The organism is Croceifilum oryzae (genome assembly GCF_030814315.1).
In the GTDB taxonomy this organism is placed as follows: Bacteria; Bacillota; Bacilli; order Thermoactinomycetales; family Thermoactinomycetaceae; genus Baia; species Baia oryzae.
The window spans coordinates 78,241-98,151 of sequence record NZ_JAUSUV010000009.1; the positions used below are offsets into that span (position 1 = coordinate 78,241).

22 protein-coding genes and 1 riboswitch are annotated in these 19,911 nt (G+C 42.3%); of the genes, 1 reads left to right on the plus strand and 21 read right to left on the minus strand.

Translation table 11 applies throughout. The features are described 5' to 3' along the window. Window positions 1–11 precede the first annotated feature (11 nt). From J2Z48_RS11170 to J2Z48_RS11240, 15 genes are all read right to left on the minus strand, one after another. On the minus strand, window positions 12–1,901 hold the full coding sequence (locus J2Z48_RS11170) for an ATP-binding protein (protein WP_307253550.1): 1,890 nt from the start codon (window positions 1,899–1,901) through the stop codon (window positions 12–14). After that, a complete protein-coding gene (locus J2Z48_RS11175) occupies window positions 1,898–2,620 on the minus strand; it encodes a response regulator transcription factor (RefSeq protein ID WP_131847979.1) in 723 nt (240 codons plus the stop codon). Before J2Z48_RS11175 ends, J2Z48_RS11170 begins: the two co-directional genes overlap by 4 nt. A gap of 11 nt (window positions 2,621–2,631) precedes the next feature. Beyond that, window positions 2,632–3,834, minus strand: coding sequence for a c-type cytochrome biogenesis protein CcsB (gene ccsB, locus J2Z48_RS11180; protein ID WP_307253554.1), 1,203 nt, complete (start codon window positions 3,832–3,834; stop codon window positions 2,632–2,634). Window positions 3,835–3,853: 19 nt separating this feature from the next. Further along, window positions 3,854–5,449: a cytochrome c biogenesis ResB family protein gene (locus J2Z48_RS11185; RefSeq protein WP_307253558.1), complete on the minus strand. Its 1,596-nt coding sequence runs from the start codon at window positions 5,447–5,449 to the stop codon at window positions 3,854–3,856. An 86-nt stretch (window positions 5,450–5,535) separates the two neighbouring features. Further along, window positions 5,536–6,249, minus strand: a complete 714-nt coding sequence (locus J2Z48_RS11190) for a pseudouridine synthase (RefSeq protein WP_307253690.1) — start codon at window positions 6,247–6,249, stop codon at window positions 5,536–5,538. Window positions 6,250–6,400: 151 nt separating this feature from the next. Further along, a complete protein-coding gene (locus J2Z48_RS11195; protein WP_307253560.1) occupies window positions 6,401–6,940 on the minus strand; it encodes a spore maturation protein in 540 nt (179 codons plus the stop codon). Window positions 6,941–6,960: 20 nt separating this feature from the next. Beyond that, the gene (locus tag J2Z48_RS11200) at window positions 6,961–7,563 is read right to left on the minus strand and encodes a nucleoside recognition domain-containing protein (RefSeq protein WP_307253562.1); all 603 of its coding nucleotides are present in this window, start codon (window positions 7,561–7,563) and stop codon (window positions 6,961–6,963) included. Continuing rightward, window positions 7,556–8,731, minus strand: a complete 1,176-nt coding sequence (locus J2Z48_RS11205; RefSeq protein ID WP_307253564.1) for a D-alanyl-D-alanine carboxypeptidase family protein — start codon at window positions 8,729–8,731, stop codon at window positions 7,556–7,558. The genes J2Z48_RS11200 and J2Z48_RS11205 overlap by 8 nt, the downstream gene beginning before the upstream one ends. Before the next feature lie 117 nt (window positions 8,732–8,848). Next, entirely contained in the window at window positions 8,849–9,340 is a 492-nt protein-coding gene (gene ytfJ / locus J2Z48_RS11210) for a GerW family sporulation protein (protein ID WP_307253567.1), read from the minus strand. Further along, window positions 9,310–9,990, minus strand: coding sequence for a DUF2953 domain-containing protein (locus J2Z48_RS11215; protein ID WP_307253569.1), 681 nt, complete (start codon window positions 9,988–9,990; stop codon window positions 9,310–9,312). The genes ytfJ and J2Z48_RS11215 overlap by 31 nt, the downstream gene beginning before the upstream one ends. A 47-nt stretch (window positions 9,991–10,037) precedes the next feature. Next, on the minus strand, window positions 10,038–10,619 hold the full coding sequence (scpB, locus tag J2Z48_RS11220; protein WP_370872927.1) for an SMC-Scp complex subunit ScpB: 582 nt from the start codon (window positions 10,617–10,619) through the stop codon (window positions 10,038–10,040). Beyond that, window positions 10,619–11,371, minus strand: coding sequence for a segregation and condensation protein A (locus tag J2Z48_RS11225; RefSeq protein ID WP_307253574.1), 753 nt, complete (start codon window positions 11,369–11,371; stop codon window positions 10,619–10,621). The genes scpB and J2Z48_RS11225 overlap by 1 nt, the downstream gene beginning before the upstream one ends. A 21-nt stretch (window positions 11,372–11,392) precedes the next feature. Next, window positions 11,393–11,866: a 6,7-dimethyl-8-ribityllumazine synthase gene (gene ribH, locus J2Z48_RS11230; protein ID WP_307253575.1), complete on the minus strand. Its 474-nt coding sequence runs from the start codon at window positions 11,864–11,866 to the stop codon at window positions 11,393–11,395. A 15-nt stretch (window positions 11,867–11,881) separates the two neighbouring features. Further along, window positions 11,882–13,081 carry a bifunctional 3,4-dihydroxy-2-butanone-4-phosphate synthase/GTP cyclohydrolase II gene (locus J2Z48_RS11235; RefSeq protein WP_307253577.1) on the minus strand — a complete coding sequence of 400 codons (1,200 nt, stop codon included), beginning with the start codon at window positions 13,079–13,081 and terminating at the stop codon, window positions 11,882–11,884. Window positions 13,082–13,097: 16 nt separating this feature from the next. After that, window positions 13,098–13,751: a riboflavin synthase gene (locus J2Z48_RS11240; RefSeq protein WP_307253579.1), complete on the minus strand. Its 654-nt coding sequence runs from the start codon at window positions 13,749–13,751 to the stop codon at window positions 13,098–13,100. Between the two features lie 188 nt (window positions 13,752–13,939). Beyond that, window positions 13,940–14,082: riboswitch (FMN riboswitch) on the minus strand. Window positions 14,083–14,435: 353 nt separating this feature from the next. Between J2Z48_RS11240 and purK the strand changes: the two genes are divergently transcribed. Continuing rightward, entirely contained in the window at window positions 14,436–15,704 is a 1,269-nt protein-coding gene (gene purK, locus J2Z48_RS11245; RefSeq protein ID WP_307253583.1) for a 5-(carboxyamino)imidazole ribonucleotide synthase, read from the plus strand. A 174-nt stretch (window positions 15,705–15,878) separates the two neighbouring features. On the opposite strand, the gene J2Z48_RS11250 is transcribed toward purK, so the two are convergent. From J2Z48_RS11250 to J2Z48_RS11275, 6 genes are all read right to left on the minus strand, one after another. Then, entirely contained in the window at window positions 15,879–16,808 is a 930-nt protein-coding gene (locus J2Z48_RS11250; RefSeq protein ID WP_307253584.1) for a COX15/CtaA family protein, read from the minus strand. 198 nt (window positions 16,809–17,006) lie between these two features. Then, window positions 17,007–17,615 carry a stage V sporulation protein SpoVABEA gene (spoVAEA, locus tag J2Z48_RS11255; protein WP_307253586.1) on the minus strand — a complete coding sequence of 203 codons (609 nt, stop codon included), beginning with the start codon at window positions 17,613–17,615 and terminating at the stop codon, window positions 17,007–17,009. 6 nt (window positions 17,616–17,621) lie between these two features. Further along, the gene (gene spoVAE, locus J2Z48_RS11260; RefSeq protein WP_307253587.1) at window positions 17,622–17,975 is read right to left on the minus strand and encodes a stage V sporulation protein AE; all 354 of its coding nucleotides are present in this window, start codon (window positions 17,973–17,975) and stop codon (window positions 17,622–17,624) included. Window positions 17,976–17,993: 18 nt separating this feature from the next. Beyond that, window positions 17,994–18,425: a stage V sporulation protein AB gene (locus J2Z48_RS11265; RefSeq protein ID WP_131847996.1), complete on the minus strand. Its 432-nt coding sequence runs from the start codon at window positions 18,423–18,425 to the stop codon at window positions 17,994–17,996. Beyond that, window positions 18,403–19,035 carry a stage V sporulation protein AA gene (locus tag J2Z48_RS11270; RefSeq protein ID WP_307253590.1) on the minus strand — a complete coding sequence of 211 codons (633 nt, stop codon included), beginning with the start codon at window positions 19,033–19,035 and terminating at the stop codon, window positions 18,403–18,405. The genes J2Z48_RS11265 and J2Z48_RS11270 overlap by 23 nt, the downstream gene beginning before the upstream one ends. 136 nt (window positions 19,036–19,171) lie before the next feature. Then, window positions 19,172–19,894, minus strand: a complete 723-nt coding sequence (locus J2Z48_RS11275) for a polysaccharide deacetylase family protein (protein ID WP_307253591.1) — start codon at window positions 19,892–19,894, stop codon at window positions 19,172–19,174. Window positions 19,895–19,911 lie beyond the last annotated feature (17 nt).

Here is a 19,911-nt window from a genome sequence, read left to right on the forward strand (position 1 = left end):
GCTGCTTTTATCTAATTATCTTCAACTATTTGTGGAAGTTGAACGCAGAATGTAGTTCCAACGCCCAGTTCACTGCGAACAGAAATCTTACCGTTATGAGCGTGCACCAAATGTTTCGCAATCGCAAGCCCAAGTCCTGTACCACCTGAAACCGTTTTTCTGGTCCGCGCTTTATCTGCCTTATAGAAGCGCTGAAAAACGTATGGCAGGTCGTCATTTGGAATCCCTGTCCCAGTATCTTCGACTTCTAAGTATACCTGATTATCTAGCCATTTGGCACGTACTGTTACTCTGCCATTTTCTGGAGTGTGTTGAATCGCATTTCCAATTAAGTTGGTTAGGATTTGTTCTGTACGATCTTCATCCCAATACACCATTGGCACATCTTCTTCTACTTCTCCAACCAATTCAATCTTCTTGTCACCAGCTAGTCCACTAAATTTACGAGTCACACGATCCACAAATGACTTCACAGATAGCTCAGACAATATAAGATCGATATGTCCTGCTTCCATTCGTGCTAGATCTAATAGCTCGTTTACCAGTCGACTCATCCGCTGGGATTCATCATTGATAATCTGCGCTAACTCTTGACGCATCTCTGGAGAGTCCGCGATATCATCGAGCAATGCTTCACTATATCCTTGTAACATGGAGAGAGGTGTACGTAATTCATGCGATACATTCGCTACAAAATCTTTGCGCAGTTTCTCTAAGTGGCGCTCTTCCGTCACATCGCGCATCACCGCAACAGCCCCACGTACTTGTTCGCGTGCGTATAACGGTGCCATGATCAGTTGCCACGTTCGGCCTTGCTCCTCAATATCCCCCATCTGTTCCGCTTCATCTTCTAATACATAACGGAACACTTCCAATAGGGTCGGAGGCAAGCTATTATTCTGCTTAAAATCTTGTGGATCACGGTATAGATTTAAAAAACGCTCAGCTGGTGGGTTAGACAAAATAATCTTCCCATGCGCATTAATGCTGATTACTCCATCTGACATACTACGAAGAATGCTAGTCAACTGCTCTTTTTCGTGAGAAAGAAGGTTAATGGACTCTTCCAACTGACCTGCCATCTGATTAAAGGTCATCGCTAATTCCGCGATCTCATCCCGTTCATGAGCCCGAACCATCACCCGCGTCGAAAACTTCCCACGCGCCATCTTCTCAGCTGCTCTTTGCATCTGAATAAGAGGTTGCGTAATCCGCGTGGATAGGAAGAAAGCAAATACGGTTGTAAGAGCGATCCCGATCAGAGCCGAGTAAAAAATCCACTTCTTGATGTCTTGTTCACTAAAAGCGCCTTGCTTTTGAAATAGGACAATAGACCCTTTGATCTTGGCATCTTCTAGGTAGGGAGTCGCATAAACAATAACTTGCCCATCTTCAAATCCCTTCTCTTTTAACTCATCCTTCGGGAGTTGCAATTTTCCAGTTCGTTTAGCAGTAGACTCCTCAGACACTAACTCTTCGCGCAATTGATCCAGCTTCAGGACACTTTTAATTCCATCTAAATATCTCTGCGTTTGAGCCGATTGATCAAATAATGGCTTTCCTTGAAAATCAGTAATAATAACATGCGTATGAAAATGACCCGCAATTTCTGTCACCGTATCAACATACTCTTTTTCAATATTACGATTCAATTCAGCTGCATTAATGCCGGGCTTTTGTTGATTTTTGATAGAAGAAGGGATCCGCGAGTTGGCATGGTTTTTAACGCCTGTCAAGCCGTTCTGGATCTCTTCTCCTACTTCTTTTAAGCTTTTGAGTTGATCCTGCTCATAAAATTGCTCTACTTGTTCACTTAAAAACAAACTGAGTAAAATCAGGACAAGAGATACCAAGACGATAATGGTAAGCCAAAGCTTCCCTACTACACTACGTAGAATCACTCTTTTGGCACCTCAAGTTTATATCCAACTCCCCAAACCGTCGTAATCATACTAGCCGCACGAGAGGAAGCACGATTCAATTTCTCACGAAGACGTTTTACGTGTGTATCTACCGTTCGTAAATCACCAAAGAATTCATAATTCCAAACATCCCGCAACAATGTTTCGCGTGTAAAAACTTTATCAGGGGATTTCGCAAGATAATGCAGAAGCTCGTACTCTTTTGGTGTTAAGGAGATACTTTTACCCCCTGCTTTTACCTCATGTGCATCATGATCGATCGTCAGCTCAGGGAACACAATCACATTATGGGTATTCGTTTTAGTAGTAAGGTACGCAGTCGCAGAAGCGCGTCGCACCACTGCTTTCACACGATGTACCAATTCACGAGGACTAAACGGCTTCACCACATAGTCATCCGTTCCAGCTTCAAATCCATCTACCCGATTCGTCTCTTCGCCTCGAGCTGTCAGCATGATAATCGGAGTTGCTTTCTTTTTACGAATTTCTGCACATACTTCCAGCCCATCCATACCTGGCAACATCAGATCCAATAGAATCAAGTCGTAATCCTTTTGAAATGCTTTCTCTAAGGCTTTCTCACCGTCTTCTGCTTCATCGATGATGTATCCTTCTCTTTCCAAGTACATCCGGAGTAGACGGCGAATACGATCCTCATCGTCTACGACTAATATGGTTTGTTGATTTTGATTGTCCATACTTTCACCTCTTATGTGTAGGAATGCAAGCCTGAAATAACGAGATTGATTACAATCAAGTTAATTAAGATGATAGCAAAGCCAACTACCGCCAACCATGCTGATTTTTCACCGTGCCACCCTCTAGATAAGCGAAGATGGAGATAAGCACTATAAAACATCCATGTAATAAATGCCCATGTCTCTTTCGGATCCCAGCCCCACGGTCTACCCCATGCTTGATTCGCCCAGATCATCGCAAAAATCAAGGCGCCCAATGTAAAAATAGGATACCCAATGACGATGGAGCGGTACACGATTTCATCCATCAGTTCTAAGTTTAACTTTTGCACCAGTGGATGAAGTAGCTTTCCTAAACGCTTCCGGGCAATCGCGAAGTAAATTGCATAGATGATCAGCCCTGAAACGATAGACCAGAGAACCGAATTCAACTTACTTGCCGCTTTTTCTCCTTGAAAAACCTTAGGTGATTCAAAGAGCGGCTTAGACATTCCAGCAAAGGAATCCATTTTTACTGTCTTACTTTCATAAGGTGAGACGATTGCCGGTAGTTTATACTCTTGTACGACCTCTGCACCCTTATAAACATGTTTGAAAGTCGCTTGATATCCTGTCATTTGGAAAATCGTAGATACAATCGAAAAGCTTCCAAACATGATTAGGACCAAGAAGATCAATTCTAATGAGATCGCTGACTTGCTTTTATCTCGATTCCCCACTTTATGAATGAGATAAACCAGTCCAGCAACAAATGAAACTCCAAATAATCCCTGACCAATCGCCGCCGTTGTCACGTGTATATACAACCAGCTACTCTGCAGAGCTGGAATTAGGGGTTGTACATCACGTGGAAATACAGTGGCATATGAAAGCAAAATCACAGCGATCGGCATAACAAAAGCACCGAGTACAAAAGAGCGATAGATAAAAAACACAATAATAAAGCCTAACACGACAGCAAAACATAGGAATGCGATAAACTCAAACATGTTACTTGTCGGGAAATGCCCGCTGAGCATAATTCGTATGATGATAAAAGCAACATGTAAGGTAACGCCTATAATTGCGAGGATGATACCTGCTTTCCCCCATTTTTTCACCCGTTCTGCATTGCCTTTCTTTTTAGCACCTGATACACCAACTAAAAAGACAACGGCTGAGAACAAATATAGAAAGAATGTGGCAAACAGGAAGTACTCCATGGTCGTCTTCATGATCGCACCTCACTTTCAACTACTCTTTTTCATTTTCCACTAGTCCAAATACCTGACCGATTGGCTTACCCACCATTTCTAACTCACGACGCAGGGCAAACCAGTTCTTATTCGTATGCGCTCCTATATATAGGACTCCATCATCGACACGTGCCCATACCCGGCGGTGTTGCCAGTAGGATCCCATGGTGACTCCAATCATAAAGATGATGCCACCGACCAAATATACCCATAAACTTTTCTCTGCACGAACCATTAATCCGGTCTGATTGGCGAGATCGAATCCTGCCAAGTCAATACCGTATTGATTTCCTTCTGGATCTGGAAGACGCTCACCCGAGATTACCCAGGACTTCTCTTCTTTACCATCAGGCTTTTGAATCGTAAAGATAAAAGCTGGTTTATTTGGTTCTTGTGATTTCGTGATGGGGCGTTGGTTTTCAATCGCAAAATCAGGATAGTACTCTTCCATTCGCACTTTCAGATCTCCGACTTGATAAACCTGATGTAACGAGATTTCATGAAAGACTACTGTAAACTGACCCTTGCTCTGTTTCGTATTTTTATCTGTGATGCCAAGCTTAATGCCACGAAGTTGCTGAGGTCGAAAATCGCTCTGCAATAGATTTAACCCTTCGTATGTTAGGGGATCATTTACCTGAATTTCATGTCTGGTAACTTCTTTCATTTCATTGCTACCAGGCACTTTCTTAAGCAAAACGGCATCAGTTTGATACTTCTTGATCACCTCGCCCCCACCGCTTTTCATGGCTGGAGGTAACTCTTCAGGACGATAATACTCGGCAACGGTTTTCTCATTTTTAACATAGTACTCGGTTTGAGGTACACGTTTGGTTTCACCCTCAATCAAGTTAACAAATGAATCAATATTCCAACCTGGTATAAACCGCAGGAGAATCCCAAATAAGAATATAATGAGTCCGATATGGTTAATATAAGGGCCCCAACGACTAAAACGCCCTTTTTCCGCAAGAATCGCCTTCCCATCACGCTGAATGTGGTAACGATGATTATTCAGCTGTTGCTCTAACTCTGCTAATTTCGCTTCTTCTTCATCCGTTGCCACTTCTACCGCCACGTGAATCCGCTGACGTTTCATGAACTCAATATTTTTAATCACTTTTTGTCCCTTTAATGCCTTATATAGAGGAACAACGCGATCTAAACTACATATGACTAACGAAATCCCAATCATGGCGATTAAGCTAGCAAACCACCACTGTGAATACATCTTTGAAAGTCCTAATTGATAAAAGGTCGCTCCCCACCAACCGTACTCCTGTTGGTAAAATAACTCCTTAGAAGCCGCACCAACGAACTCTTCTTGTGGGAAGATCGTTCCAACAGCAGAAAGGATTAAGGTAATCACAATCAGGCTAATGGCTACTTTCACAGATGAGAAAAAGGCCCAGACACGGTCAAATAGTGACATAACCGATTGCTGAGAGCGCCTCGCTGCCCCCTCATATCTCATCTCATTTTCAATCGAGGATTTCTCTATCACTTCCTGCTGAAGTGGCTTGCCGCAGTACTCACAAAGAATCGTACCGACGGGGTTATTATGACCACATTCGCATTTGGTGTTTTCGACCATTCTCCTCCCCCGTTCCTGCACTCATAAATCCAACTTCATTATATCGTTACATCCTTCACAAACTTTGTGAAGATTATTTGAACATACTAGCGTAGCATGCGATTTAATTTCTCGATCTCTGCTTTAGTCAATTCACGTTTATCCCCCGGATTTAAACCTTGTAAGTGAAGAAAAGCATACTTTGTGCGAATCAAATGAAGGACTTGGTAGCCCAATACTTCACACATACGGCGAATTTGGCGATTTCGACCTTCGTGAATTTGAATTCGAAGCTTGCTCTTCTCGGGATTCGCTTGCATCATACGCACGTCAGCGGGTGCGGTCATCCCATCCTCCAAACGGACTCCCTTGCGAAGCTGTTCTAACTCTTCATCTGTCGGCTTCCCTTTGACCGTTGTTACATATACTTTATTCACTTCGTAACGAGGATGGGCTAAGCGGTTGGCAAGCTCTCCATCATTCGTCATAAGTAACAATCCCTCTGTCTCAAAGTCCAAGCGACCTACTGGATAGATCCGTTCCGGAACATCATCAAAGAAATCCGCGACCGTTTTACGGCCTTCTGGATCACTCATGCTCGTAATCACAAGCTTTGGTTTATAAAATATAAACGTGCGCTTCTTCTCTTGTTTGATATGCTTTCCATTTACTTCGATCCAATCTTGGTCTGGATCGACCTTGGTTCCTAATGTCTGTACAACTTGTCCATTTACTTTAACCTTCCCCTGTAGGATTAACTCTTCACTTTGTCTACGTGAAGCAATCCCCGCTTGGGCAAGTACTTTTTGTAAACGCTCCATCATAACACCTCTCTGTCATCTTAACCGTTTCGACCGGAGCTTACACTCATATTGATGATAGCAGAACTTGGGTGGCGAATCTAATTTTATTCTAAAAAGCAAAATGAGTGCTATTACCTTGTTGGGTAAATGGCACTCATTTTATTTGAATTTACAAAGCTCCAAACATAATCGTACAAATGACTAACGAAGCAATAAATCCGATTAAATCAGCCAGAAGTCCTACTTTTAAAGCATATAGGGACTTCTTAACTCCGACTGCACCGAAATAGACAGTGATTACGTATAAAGTGGTGTCGGTACTCGCTTGAATCGTAGAAGCAAGTTTTCCCATGAAAGAGTCAGGACCAAATGTGTGAAAGATGCTTTCGACAAATGCAAGTGAGCCTGTTCCCGAAATGGGTCTTAGAATCCCGATAGGCAGAATATCAGGGGGAATATGGAACCAATTGGCAAGTGGCACGAGTCCTTGCAGATAGAAATCGAGTGCCCCTGTATCTCGAAACACGGCTACAGCAAACATCATGCCCACTAGGTGTGGGATAATCTGAATCGCAGTTGGAAAGCCTTCTTTTGCCCCTTCAACAAAACTTTCATATACGGGGACTTTCCGAAACAATGCATAGAGGGGGATGAGCACGATGATGGCTGGTAACATATAGTTGGATATGGCTGAGATTACCTCGTACAATAGATCCCTCTCCTTTGCATTTACTTCTTATATGAATTTATTCCTCTAAAATGGCGATTTCGATAATAACGGTCCAATAAGACAGCGCCACCTGTAGCGACAATCGTAGCCAAAAGGGTAGGACCGATAATTTCAGTCGGATTAGCGGAGTCATATTTCATCCGAATCCCGATCATCGTGGCGGGGATTAGCGTTAGTCCAGATGTATTTAAAGCTAACAAGGTACACATCGCAGGGGTAGCTTTATGAGGATCTGGGTTTAGCTTTTGTAACTCCTCCATCGCTTTAATACCCATCGGAGTAGCGGCATTCCCCAATCCGAATAAATTGGCACTCATATTCGATAAAATATAGCCCATCGCTGGATGGTTTTCTGGCACACTTGGAAACAACAATTTGGCAACGGGTCGAAGAACTTTTGTGAGCTTTTTAAGGAGACCTGAATCCTCTGCAATCTTCATCATCCCTAGCCAGAAAACCAAGATGCTGATAAGGCCGATACATACCGCAACCGCATCTTTGGCACCTGTTAGCGCGGCAGTCGTAACCAGATCGATCTTTCCTTGAAGGATAGCGGCGATAATCCCACTAACAATCATAAACACCCAAATATAATTAATCACCTTGCCCCATCCTTCCACACAAAAATGCCAATACCTCTTTCCAACTGTTTAAGATACTCGGATCTTGCGTGAATTTACTATAAAGTGGGACCGTTCCCACTAACTCTTGCTCAAAGTAGACTTTTGCTGTCCCAACCAATACTCCGTTCTTCTCCACTTTTTCTAGCGGATAGCTTACAGTCGGTTCAATCTTTACTTGACTTGTCTCTGAGCTTTGTAATGGATAGGGTAAAGGTTTTCCAGATACGAGGATCAAACGCTTTTTCTCTTTATTTACAATCTCTGTAGAGGTTATTTTTTGATCTTTTGTCACTACTTCTTTCAACTGGAAGTTTTGGAAACCATAATCAAACAAATTCATATGGTCTTTCCAATCATCACCGTCGTTTAAGGTAACAGCAATCAGCTGTTGTCCATCTTTTGTCGCGGATGTAACCAGAGTACGCTTAGCCTGTTTCGTATATCCTGTCTTCACACCATCTGCAAATGGATACATTTTCAAAAGCTTATTTTTATTAAGTAACGTACGTTTCCACTCTTCGCCCGGCCATTCCACCGTCTTTAACTCGGTTTTAACAATTTGCTGAAAAGTGGGATTTCGGAGCGCATACTGGGTTAGCAAAGCCAGGTCTTTAGCGGATGAATAATGTTTCTCTTCATCTAATCCATGTGGATTCGTAAAATGAGTATGTTCTAGCCCTAATTCTTGTGCCTTTTCATTCATTAAAAAAACAAAGCCTCCCACCGATCCACCAACATGCTGTGCAATCGCAGTGGCGGCATCATTGCCTGAACGTAACATCAGTCCATATACAAGCGCTTCCAGAGGTACTTTCTCGCCCGCTTTTAAATAAATAGACGATCCTTCTACTCCAACTGCACTGGGCTGAATCGTAACAAGATCTTGAAGCTCTCCTTTTTCAATTGCAATGATGGCGGTCATAATCTTCGTCAGACTTGCAATTTTCATCTCATCATTTTCTTTTTTCGCGTATAAGACTCGTCCCGAAGCTTGATCTAATAAAATCGATGCAGCAGCATGATCTCCAATTTGAGCGGAAATTTGCTGTGCTCGATTTTGATTTTCTTGGCTATAAATTCGTGTGGGAAACATGGTACACATCATACAAATGAGACAAAGTCTGATGATAACCCGCCACTTTTTCACTGCATCCACCTCGTCCATCATAGGGGTTTGTACCATTTATATGCGGACAGGACCTCGTTATGATGGAACAAAAAAAAGAATATGGTCTTTACCTCCATATCCTTTCTTCTTATCCTATTAACATTCGGGGTGACATCCGTCATCATGAGAATGATGTTTTTTCCTCGAGAACCGTTCAAACAATTGAGGTACAGAGTCGATTAGACGATCATATAGGTGATTAGCGCCCTCTAAATTAAGAAGACGAATACCATGAGGACCTACTACAATAAAAGCAACGGGCGTAATCGATACTCCGCCACCACTACCTCCACCAAACGGGTAATGTTGTTTATGCGATCCAGCATTTGATTCATCACGACGTTCACTTCGGCGGTCTGTCGAATTCTCGGAACGAGATGAACGTGTTTCTTGGTTTTGCATTTTTCCAAGCCCTGCAAATTCGGAGCCACCTGCAGCAAAACCAAATCCTACTTTTGATACAGGAATGATGATTTGACCATCAACGGTTTCCACTGGCTCACCAATGATTGTATTTACATCAATCATTTCTTTTAAATTTTCCATTGCCGTCATCATTAAGCCTTGAATGGGGTGCTCGCCTGCCATGTCCGTTCCCTCCCTTTTCGCATTTGGATCCAGAGACGGGTCACTACAACGATAGCATGCCACACCCGAAAGCAAAGTATACTATGGAAATACATATTGAAAGCAAGCTGATTGAAATGGGGAATTACATCGATTTCAGGCGGTTTTTTCCATTTAATATAATTCCCCACTGCACTAATCAAAAATGATTTAATTCCCCAAACAAGTCCAGTTAGAACACCCGCTTCAGCAGCGTCTCCTGTACCTACTTGAGTCTTCCATTCTAAGTTCTTACAACATATCTTTGAGCAAAAATAACGGATTAATGGATAGAGATCCTGCACTCTTTCCAAGGTTTCAGCAAAATTCTCCTGCGCCCTCTTAAATCCAGACCAGCTAACGTTTTCTTTACTTTTTTCAGATTCTACAGTGGATTTACCGGCTTCGGCATTCCAACCAGATGTATAGGAAACCCCTTTTGAACTCACATCCACATCCATTTCTGAAATCCGCATCGTATAACGGATAAGTCCGTATAGCGCCTTTATGCGAATGTACCCATCGTCTGCCTTACCTTCGCGTTGATATTCCAATTCAATTTGAATTTGGGAACAGACGATTAAAATAGATACAACGAGCAAAATAAAAAGGATCCAAGAAAAAATATGCACGTTCCTCACCTACCCATAGTAGGTAGTATGAGCTTGGATAAATCAGTTTAAACCTTCTCTACTCCTAAGCGTTCAAATAAATCATTACGTTCCTGTTCCATCTCTTGCCAGTTAAAAAGGCTATCGGGTGCAGGTAAATCTTCCAACCGATTTAAGCCAAAGTACTCGAGAAATTCCTTGGTTGTACCTAATAAAATCGGACGACCCGGTCCTTCCCCGCGTCCAGTTTCTCTGACGAGTCCTTTTCGTTGCAACAATTGAACCGTGCGATCCGTCTTTACTCCACGGATCTCTTCAATTTCCAAGCGTGTAATCGGTTGACGATACGCAATAATCGCCAATGTTTCTAAAGCCGCACGCGATAATTGGGACCGTGTTGGTGCACTAGCTAGCTTTTCAAAGTACTTGTTATGCTCAGCAAGAGTCGTAATCTGATACACTTTTGCCACTTGAACGATTTGAACCCCTCGCTGGTCTAACTTCCACTCCATCATCATCTCATTCACAAACATTTGAACCTCTTGCTTGGATAGCTCCGTGATCTCGGACAGTTCTTTTACACTTAGCCCCTCATCTCCAGCCGCAAATAGCAATCCTTCGATAATGGCTTTATATTCTCTGTTTTCTATCATCGGGTCGCCTCCTGAGCAAACGGTTCAATCAAGATATCAGCAAAGAGGTCATACTGGCTACATTTGATCCGTTTCGTCTTCATTAGTTCCAGCAGAGCCAAAAAAGTCGTAATAACTCGTTCCTTATTCATCTTCGTCCAATCTAACAAAGACGTAAATAAAATTCGTCCCTGTATCGCCAGCTCTTGAACAATCTCTTCCATGCGATCACTTACTGAAATTTCCTCTCGTGCAAGCCTGGTCATCGGTTCATTTTTAGGTGTATGGCTCTGAAGAGCGAGGACAAATGCTTGTAGGAGATCATCTGTTGTCAAGCCTGCTACTGGGTTTTCAACAGGGGCAAACGGGCTTAAATCGGTCGGGATTCGCGTATAAACCTGACTTCGCTCCTCTTCTTGCTCTCGGAGCATTTCCCCTAATCGTTTGTACCGCTTATACTCCAATAATTTCTCCACCAACTCTTCCCGAGGATCCATCCACTCATCATCCATAAAGCTGTGATGCTCTTCAAAAATCTCTTGTTTCGGAAGTAACATCCGGCTTTTAATCGCTAATAATGTAGCGGCCATCACGATAAACTCGCTTGCTACCTCTATCTCATAATGGTTCGCCTCTTGAATCATGTTCATATATTGATCTGTGATTTGGGAGATGGGCACTTCATAAATATCCACCTCAGATTGATCAATCAGATGAAGTAATAAATCAAGAGGACCTTCAAACGAATCGAGTTTAAATTTTACTTCCACAGGCATTCATCACGACTTTCTTTATCCGAGTAATTCGCGTTGTAGGCTCGCCATTTCAATCGCACCTACAGCCACTTCATACCCTTTATTTCCTGCTTTCGTTCCTGCACGTTCAATCGCTTGTTCAATATTCTCTGTAGTAATAACGCCGAACATCACAGGTAGCCGGTGGCGCACACTTGCATTTGCCACTCCTTTCGCTACCTCATTACACACATAATCATAATGGGTGGTGGATCCGCGGATGACACACCCCAATGTAATAATCGCATCATATTTCTTAGAAGCCGCCATCTCTTCTACAATCAGCGGAATCTCAAACGCGCCTGGTACCCAAGCTATCTCTATATTCTCTTGTTCTGCGCCATGACGCAAGAGGGCATCTTTTGCACCACCCAATAATTTGCTCGTAATAAACTCATTAAATCGAGCTACTATAATCCCAAAACGATATCCTTGTGCAGTTAATTTGCCTTCATATACTTTTTCTACCATCAAAATCCCTCTCCTTTATATCCACTGTAATTGATGTCCTAATTTTTCTTTCTTCGTAACTAAATAACGTTTATTTTCTGTATATGGCTGAATTTCAATGGGCACACGTACTTGTACATCAATCCCAGACTGTTGTAAACCCGACACTTTTCGTGGATTGTTCGTAATCAAGTGAATCTGCTGGACACCTAGATCACGTAAAATTTGCGCTGCACTATTATAGTCGCGTTGGTCATCGGGAAAGCCGAGATGCAGATTTGCTTCCACTGTATCAAGACCTTGATCTTGTAATTGATAAGCGCGCATTTTATTTAACAGTCCAATTCCACGACCCTCTTGGGGGAGATAGATAAAAATGCCACTGCCATTTTCTTCGATCATCAAAAGCGATTCATGCAGTTGCAGACCACAATCACAACGCCGAGAGGTGAACAGATCACCTGTCATACATTCCGAATGGACTCTAACTAAGACAGGCTTTTCTGGATGTATGATCCCTTTCACCAAAGCAATCTGCTCTTTTCCGTCAGGAGCCGTATACGCAATCATGCGAAAATCTCCGTATTCCGTTGGAAGGTGAATCTCTTCACGACGCTGAACACTTGGTTCTTGTGCTAGACGATATTTGATTAAATCTTGAATGGTGATCATCTTGAGATCCCATTCTGTTGCAAAGGGGATTAGATCTGGAACACGAGCCATCGTTCCATCTTCATTTAAAATTTCACAGAGTACACCAGCAGGCGCCGAGCCACAAAGTTTCGCTAGATCCACTGCTGCTTCGGTATGCCCTGCTCTTTCGAGCACTCCACCTTCTTTCGCAATGAGAGGAAAGATATGACCGGGACGCCTAAAGTCACGTACTTGTTTGGTTTCGTCGATTAGATCAAGTATCGTCTGCGAGCGTTCAAAGGCAGAGATCCCCGTATGCGAGGTTTGAGAGTCAACTGAAATGGTAAAGGCGGTTCCGTGTTTATCCGTATTATTGTTTGCCTCGATCATGTAAGGAAGCTTTAACTTCCCTGCTCGTTGCTCTGTGATCGGCACACACACAAGTCCACGCCCATGGGTAACCATAAAATTGATTAACTCTGGTGTTGCATATTCAGCAAGTGCCACGAGGTCCCCCTCATTTTCTCGATCTTCATCATCCACCACGATAATCATTTTTCCTTGTTTTAGGTCAGCTAGTGCTTCCTCAATCGTATGAAACATCTATCGTCTCCCCCTTTTATAAAAAACCAGCTCTTTCTAAGGTCGTAAGTTGTACTCCATTTGAAGTGATCGTAGTCTCCGAGTGAATCCCAGTCCATTTTGCTATATATTTAGCCATCATATCGCACTCTATATTGACCCGATCGCCTACTACGAGTGAGCCAAATTGTGTTTCTCGCATAGTGTGAGGAATCAAAGAAACGTAAAATGACTTATTCGTCACCTCAATTAAAGTTAGGCTTGTGCCGTTGATGGCGATAGAGCCTTTGGGAATCATAAACTTTGTCCAGCTTGGGTCGATTTCAAATTGAAATAAGACTGCATTTTCGGCAGGTTGTTGTTTTATAAACGTAGCCATTCCATCAACATGCCCCTGTACAAGATGACCTCCCATCCGATCACCCAGAGCCATAGCACGTTCTAGATTGACGGGATCCCCTGAACGAAGAAACCGCAAGCAAGTCCGCTGATACGTTTCTGGCATCACATCGGCGTAGAAAAAACCATGATCCATTTTGGTAACGGTAAGACAAACGCCGTTCACCGCAATGCTGTCGCCTAGTTTTGTCCCTTCTAATACTTTGTGACAGCCGATCGTTAATACTTGTGTTTGACCGGAGTTACGCACATGTGCTACGCACCCCACTTCTTCGATAATCCCTGTAAACATTGGATCTGTTCACCTTCTTTCTGCACTTAGTTACATAAAAAACCCCAACGATTTTTTCGCTGGGGCTTGTTTTAGGCATGGGAAAGAAACGTACGACTTAGCTGTTATTTCGCTATTTTATGTACAGCAAAATAACCCTTAAAGGTTGCATTTTTTGAAAAAAACAACGCTCAAAGGAGTCGTTCCATATCATCCTTCTCCCATCCAGACTATACTGTCGGCTCCGGAGTTTCACCGAATCCACCGCTAAAAGCGGGTCACGGGCTAAGGCGCAATCTATTCTCACGCCATCACCGCCGGTAGGGAATTTCACCCTGCCCCGAAGGATGTAACATCGGTATTCAATTGTGATTTGTGTAACAAGTCAAGTATATCCTGTTGGGAAAAGATTGTCTAGGATGAGTTAGCGGAGGGGAATCATTTAAATATAAGATACTAAACATGAAACTTTTATGAATATAAATATAAATGAAACCTTCCTAATTACAAAAAGGCCCTTTTCATTTATACCAATGGAAAAAATTATATTATTTTATCTATATATATATACTATGATAATATATTTTTATTCATTACTAATGACTTTGCTAACAAACCCTAGATATATTTCATAATACATTCAGGAAATGATATCATGCGATTATTTATAAATTCACAAATTTCAAATATTAAGGATGAGATACGATGCATCAAGAACGCCAAGAACTGAATTGTCTTTCTAAACAAGAATCCAATTTTCCTTATGGGCAATCAAGTAATCCTTCACCATTAGTTGTTCCTGGACAGACGATCGGAGTGTTAGGCGGTGGTCAATTAGGTCGCATGATCATACTAGAGGGACGTAAATTAGGATATCGCTTCGTTGTATTAGATCCAGTTAGCGATTCTCCAGCAGGACAAGTAGCGGATGAACAGATCGTTGGAGCGTATGATTCTCCGGTGTCAATGGAACAGCTTTGTGACAAGTCCGATCTAGTTGTATATGAATTTGAAGATATCGATCTTGATATGGTTCAAATGATTGAGACGATAAAGCCCTTACCACAAGGAAGTAATTTGTATTGGACGAAAAATCGAGGGCACCAGCGGAAAATATTGCAAGATGCACAAATCCCGCTTGCTCCCTGTCATGTCGTGACGTCGAAAGCACAGATGCTTGAGGCGATTGAGGAACTGCAACTTCCATGTGTATTGAAAACACTTACAGGTAGAGATTATGGAAAGGGTCAATGGGTGATTCGTACTCTAGACGATCCGCTTCCTCCAGTAGAAATAATCGAAAAGGGAATATTGGTTGAAAAATTGGTTCCTTATGTAAAAGAGATTTCAGTCATTGTAGCTCGAGGTATTTCTGGGGAGGTAGAGATTTATCCACCCGTTATGAACATCCATCGGAATCAAATTTTACACATGACGATTTCTCCAGCCCCTATTAAAGAGGGAATTCGCGAAAGAGCAGAGCAAATTGCATATCAGTTGGTTAGTCAAATTCAATTTGTGGGGGTGCTTGCTATTCAGATGTTTGTGCTGGTGGATGGGACTCTTTTGGTAAATGAATTATCACCTAGGCCACACAATTCAGGTCATATCACAATGGATAGCACAAACCCTTGCCAGTTTGAACAGTTCGTACGTGCGGTAACAGGACTTCCGCTTCGTAAGCCAGTTCGAAAAAATACTGGAATTATGGTAAATCTATTTGGAGAACATCTAGATGCCTTTCGGGATGAGTTGACGAAGTTACCCTCTTGTGCAAAAGTGCACTGGTATGGGAAAAGCGTTGCCAGAGTGGGAAGAAAGATGGGACACATTAATTTTGTTGGGGATTCACTGCAAGACTTGTTAGAGTTGGTTAATGAGATGCCTATTTGGGAGCCACTAAGCGGGCAAGAGTGGGCAGCTATTTCTGCCATGGCTAACAATCAGGTAGAAGATAAGAGATTGTATGCTTAAGGCTACATTCGTCATAGCAATTGTCTATATAGGTTTAAATAAAAAAACTCCGAGCTCGGAGTTTTTTATTCATCCATAACCATTGTAGTATCCTATGTGTGACCCTACCTAGACGTAGCGATCTTTAGGATGGGGCGCTTTTGGTGCAACATGTTTGCTAGCTACTAACAGAAGTTAACCCTTCTTCTTCCACGGTGCACCCGCCAACATACACAAATACGTAATGGTAGTAAAATAAATGGTAATAATCGTCGTATGTAGCAATGCCGCCATTAGCACTCCGCCCGTTTTAACCGTTATAATTCCAGCTATAGCTTGCAAGGTAATCAAAATCATCGCAATCCAACTACCCTGTACAAAATCTCGATTATCACGATACTTCCGAAGAACCACGACTAATAACCAGAGCGTTAGTAGAAATAATAAAATCCCCGCATACCGATGCAGCATATGAATCTCAGCAGTGGAACCGAATCCCGGGAATTTCGTCACTCCACAACTAGGGAAATCATAGCCACATCCCATCGTTGCTTCCATATGACGAACGAGCGCTCCACTATATACAGCGATATATGTATACGTTGCCAATGCCCACACACTCCATACAAAGCCACGACTTAACGGAGTGCCCGAACATTTATCTGGCTTTCCATCACGAAGTCGATACAACTGAATAACCAGTAACATCACACTTGCAAACGAAATAAGCGAAAAACCAAAATGAAGTGCCAACATAAATTTTTTAATAAAAGGACCTTCAAACATCACCGTTAAAGCACCCAAAGCCCCTTGTAACAGAACAAAAAATACGCTCATGACACCAAATAGCTTCACGCGAAAGTTGTCACGATAAACGATCCAAGACCAAATCGTAAGCGCAAGGATTAACATCCCAGCTCCCGATGAGATAATCCGATGACTATACTCGATAATCGACTCAAGCGGCATCGATTCTGGGATCAACTCTCCCTTACAGATCGGCCAGGAATTGCCACATCCTTTGCCCGAACCTGTCTTGGTCACAATCGCGCCCATTAATAACATGAGATATGAAACGAGTGCAGTAATAATAGATAAAAAGCGCAATGTAGCATGCTTTTTCATGTGAATCCCCTCTTCAAAGACGTATATGTGAAATTCATCACTAATTGTAACACAAGGGTCTGGATTAGGCTTTACCGACACAAAACAGACACAAAATCAAGCCAATTCATTTTGTGTCCAAATCATCTTAGTCGTTTGAAGTTGTTCATCAAAAAATGGATCTACCCGAGACTCCCATGGGCTTCAGCCATGGGAGTCTCAACTGTTGGACTTTCTTTGAATTAAATCGATTCCTGTATTCTTGTTATAAATGTCTAATAATAGCTTAATTGCCTTCGTGGTAACAGGAGCTCCTATTTTATAATAATCATATCTGCGCATCTTCCCCACATCACCGATCCCGATGATGATCGGAATCTGAATGGCATTTAAAATTTCTACTGTGTCTCCATAGATTCGAAGCTCTTCGTTATAATGAGGTTTCCCATATTTATCGACTGGATGACTAATGACGTTCCCATGACAATCTAGAGCCATATGGACCGGAGTCCCTCTGCTCTTCATACAGTTTGAAGCAACAGCAATCGCACCAATCACCTCGATGCTTTCATGATTCGCTACATAACGTAATGCCCTTTCTCCAAATCCTTCCTTTGCATTTCCACAGTCATCAAACATGACAATGACAGGGTCGTACTTGGCACGATGGATAAGTTTCACAAGCTCAGGTCCTGAGAGATGGGTAGGGTTACCCGCAGAGAGGGAGATCACACGACCATGAATTCGTTTAGCTACTTGTTCTAAAGCTTCTTGAGCTACCTGATCTCCATCTGTCACGACAATCACTTTTCTTCTTTGATGACCCATCTTTCGTTAACCTTTCGGTTTAAAGATAAGAGCAGTTAAACAAGCAAATACGATGGCCGCGGTAATACCTGCACTCGTGATCGAAAACATCCCTGATAATAAGCCTGCTATCCCATTTTCTTGGGTATGTTTCACAGTCCCGTGAACGAGCGCATTTCCAAAGCTCGTAATCGGGACAGTTGCACCTGCTCCTGCAAATTTAATGAGCGGTTCGTACAAGCCTACCCCGTCCAAGACAGCCCCTGTTATCACCAATAATGTCATCACATGTGCTTGGGTAAGTGGGGTTAAATCGATTAAGAGTTGTCCAATTACACAAATCAAGCCACCTACCACAAAAGCAGTCAGAAACGTCCCCACTTGATTTCATCCTTTCTACTACCAGATTTTAAAATAGGTCCATTGTAAAAGAGAACCGATTACCTTTCCGAGCGACATCGCCATCAGGAACATCAGCAGAGATTCCTTCATCCCCATACGCTTCACGAGGATGGGGAATACGTTTAATGCTTCGGTCAATGCAGCGGCTAACATCCCGACAAAAATCCCCATGAAGGCTCCTAGGGGCAAGATAATCCACATCGGGATTCCGAGCGTCATGTTTCGTAAATCGAGCCATGTAAAAACCAATGTGCCTGTTATAATAGCCCCTTCATACCAGTGGATCGAAGACTTCGAACGAGTAAGATGGGTAAGGCGAGGAACGATATCTAACACAGCAATAAAAGCAACAAATCCACTCCCTACTGCGAAACCACCCGCCAAACCGAAAAAGACAAGAATGACACTATCGAGGAGATGTTGAATCATTTTCTTCTCCTTCTGTAGTGCGAACCTTTTCATGTTCGATGACGTACTGGTCGATCGTCTCTTGGTATAGATACATTTCTAATTCCATTGGGCTTGGCTCTTCATTAAAGCGGCGTTTAAAAACATGATTGAAGAAGAGAATCATCCCAGCACCAATTCCAAGTGAATAGGGAATCTGCAACCATAATGAGCCATCCACCTGATCCCCAGTGACCAGGAAATAGATCCGATCGTGCACCTTCTTCATACTGACATCTGTGTGGAAGTTCATAATGGCTAATCCAGAACCTGTAAAAAGGAAAATCCATGTTAAAAAAACGAACAGCTTCTTACGTAGACGTGGCTCTGGAGATCGCTCGATAATGGAATACACAGGCCCTAACATCTGAATCTGGAGATGCGGAAATGCATGTTTCACAGCGCGTAGCACATGAATCGCTTCGATCACGGCATATGTACCGTATTTGGGAGTTAGCTGGATAATCGGCATACGTTGTAGCTCCATTTGATCTTGGTCGGCTACAATCTCCGCTATATCCTGCAACAAAATCCGTTGCTCCATCTTTGCTTTTATTTTTTTCCTCAACTTGATATAAACGATTGATGCCACAAGTGTGCGACTCCTTTCACATTGTGGTTAGAGATAGTATGTGCAAAAAAATAAATTTCAGTGAAAATCACAATAAATAAAGCTCTTACTTTGGGTATATAACGCAAAGTAAAAGCCTTTTACTCATTATTTTCTCTTAAATCCCTTGAGGAATATGAAACATTTGGGAAATGGTAACTAATCTCGTTCCATTTGACTTTAGAATCGGAATCATTTGATCTAGGGCTTCAACAGAGCCTTGTAGTTTCATTGGATACATAGAATGTTGGAGGATAATGGCTCCTGGTGTAGTAGAATCCAAAGCTCTTGATAAAACTTCTTCTTTGCTTAATCCTTTCCAATCTAATGTATCGACATTCCATTGGGTGACTAGGTATTTTTTATCGCTTGCCCATTTTACTTGCTTCTCACTGAGTGACCCATAAGGTGGACGAAATGCTTTGGGTGTATATCCGACTAGATTACGTATGAGTCTTCCTGTTTTTTCAATTTGCTCGTGATATGCTTTATCGGGTAGTTTTTTCAAATTCGCATGATCATAGCTATGATTCCCGATTTGATGGCCTTCTTGTGCAATCCGTTTCACTACTTGCGGATATTTTTCTACATTATTCCCAACCAAAAAGAAGGTTGCTTTGACTCGATATTTTTTTAGAATATCCAATACCTTTGGAGTATAGACCTGATCTGGTCCATCATCAAATGTAAGAGCAATGGCATTTTTATTATAGGGACCACTATACACGTAAGAATATTTTTCTACCCAAGAAAACGGCTGTTCTTTTTGTAATATATGTGAGATGGGATCGATTCTCCTCCAAGGATAGATGACATCTTTAACAAAGCCCAACCGATGCAATCAAAACACATCCTTTC

Excerpts from the sequence above, each read along its gene's own strand:
- J2Z48_RS11175 (WP_131847979.1), bottom strand. The coding sequence starts at position 2,620 with ATGGACAATCAAAATCAACAAACCATATTAGTCGTAGACGATGAGGAT.
- ccsB (WP_307253554.1), bottom strand. The coding sequence starts at position 3,834 with ATGAAGACGACCATGGAGTACTTCCTGTTTGCCACATTCTTTCTATAT.
- J2Z48_RS11185 (WP_307253558.1), bottom strand. The coding sequence starts at position 5,449 with ATGGTCGAAAACACCAAATGCGAATGTGGTCATAATAACCCCGTCGGT.
- J2Z48_RS11190 (WP_307253690.1), bottom strand. The coding sequence starts at position 6,249 with ATGGAGCGTTTACAAAAAGTACTTGCCCAAGCGGGGATTGCTTCACGT.
- ytfJ (WP_307253567.1), bottom strand. The coding sequence starts at position 9,340 with ATGGCAGGCGAGCACCCCATTCAAGGCTTAATGATGACGGCAATGGAA.
- ribH (WP_307253575.1), bottom strand. The coding sequence starts at position 11,866 with ATGGTAGAAAAAGTATATGAAGGCAAATTAACTGCACAAGGATATCGT.
- J2Z48_RS11235 (WP_307253577.1), bottom strand. The coding sequence starts at position 13,081 with ATGTTTCATACGATTGAGGAAGCACTAGCTGACCTAAAACAAGGAAAA.
- J2Z48_RS11240 (WP_307253579.1), bottom strand. The coding sequence starts at position 13,751 with ATGTTTACAGGGATTATCGAAGAAGTGGGGTGCGTAGCACATGTGCGT.
- purK (WP_307253583.1), top strand. The coding sequence starts at position 14,436 with ATGCATCAAGAACGCCAAGAACTGAATTGTCTTTCTAAACAAGAATCC.
- J2Z48_RS11250 (WP_307253584.1), bottom strand. The coding sequence starts at position 16,808 with ATGAAAAAGCATGCTACATTGCGCTTTTTATCTATTATTACTGCACTC.
- spoVAEA (WP_307253586.1), bottom strand. The coding sequence starts at position 17,615 with ATGGGTCATCAAAGAAGAAAAGTGATTGTCGTGACAGATGGAGATCAG.
- J2Z48_RS11265 (WP_131847996.1), bottom strand. The coding sequence starts at position 18,425 with ATGATTCAACATCTCCTCGATAGTGTCATTCTTGTCTTTTTCGGTTTG.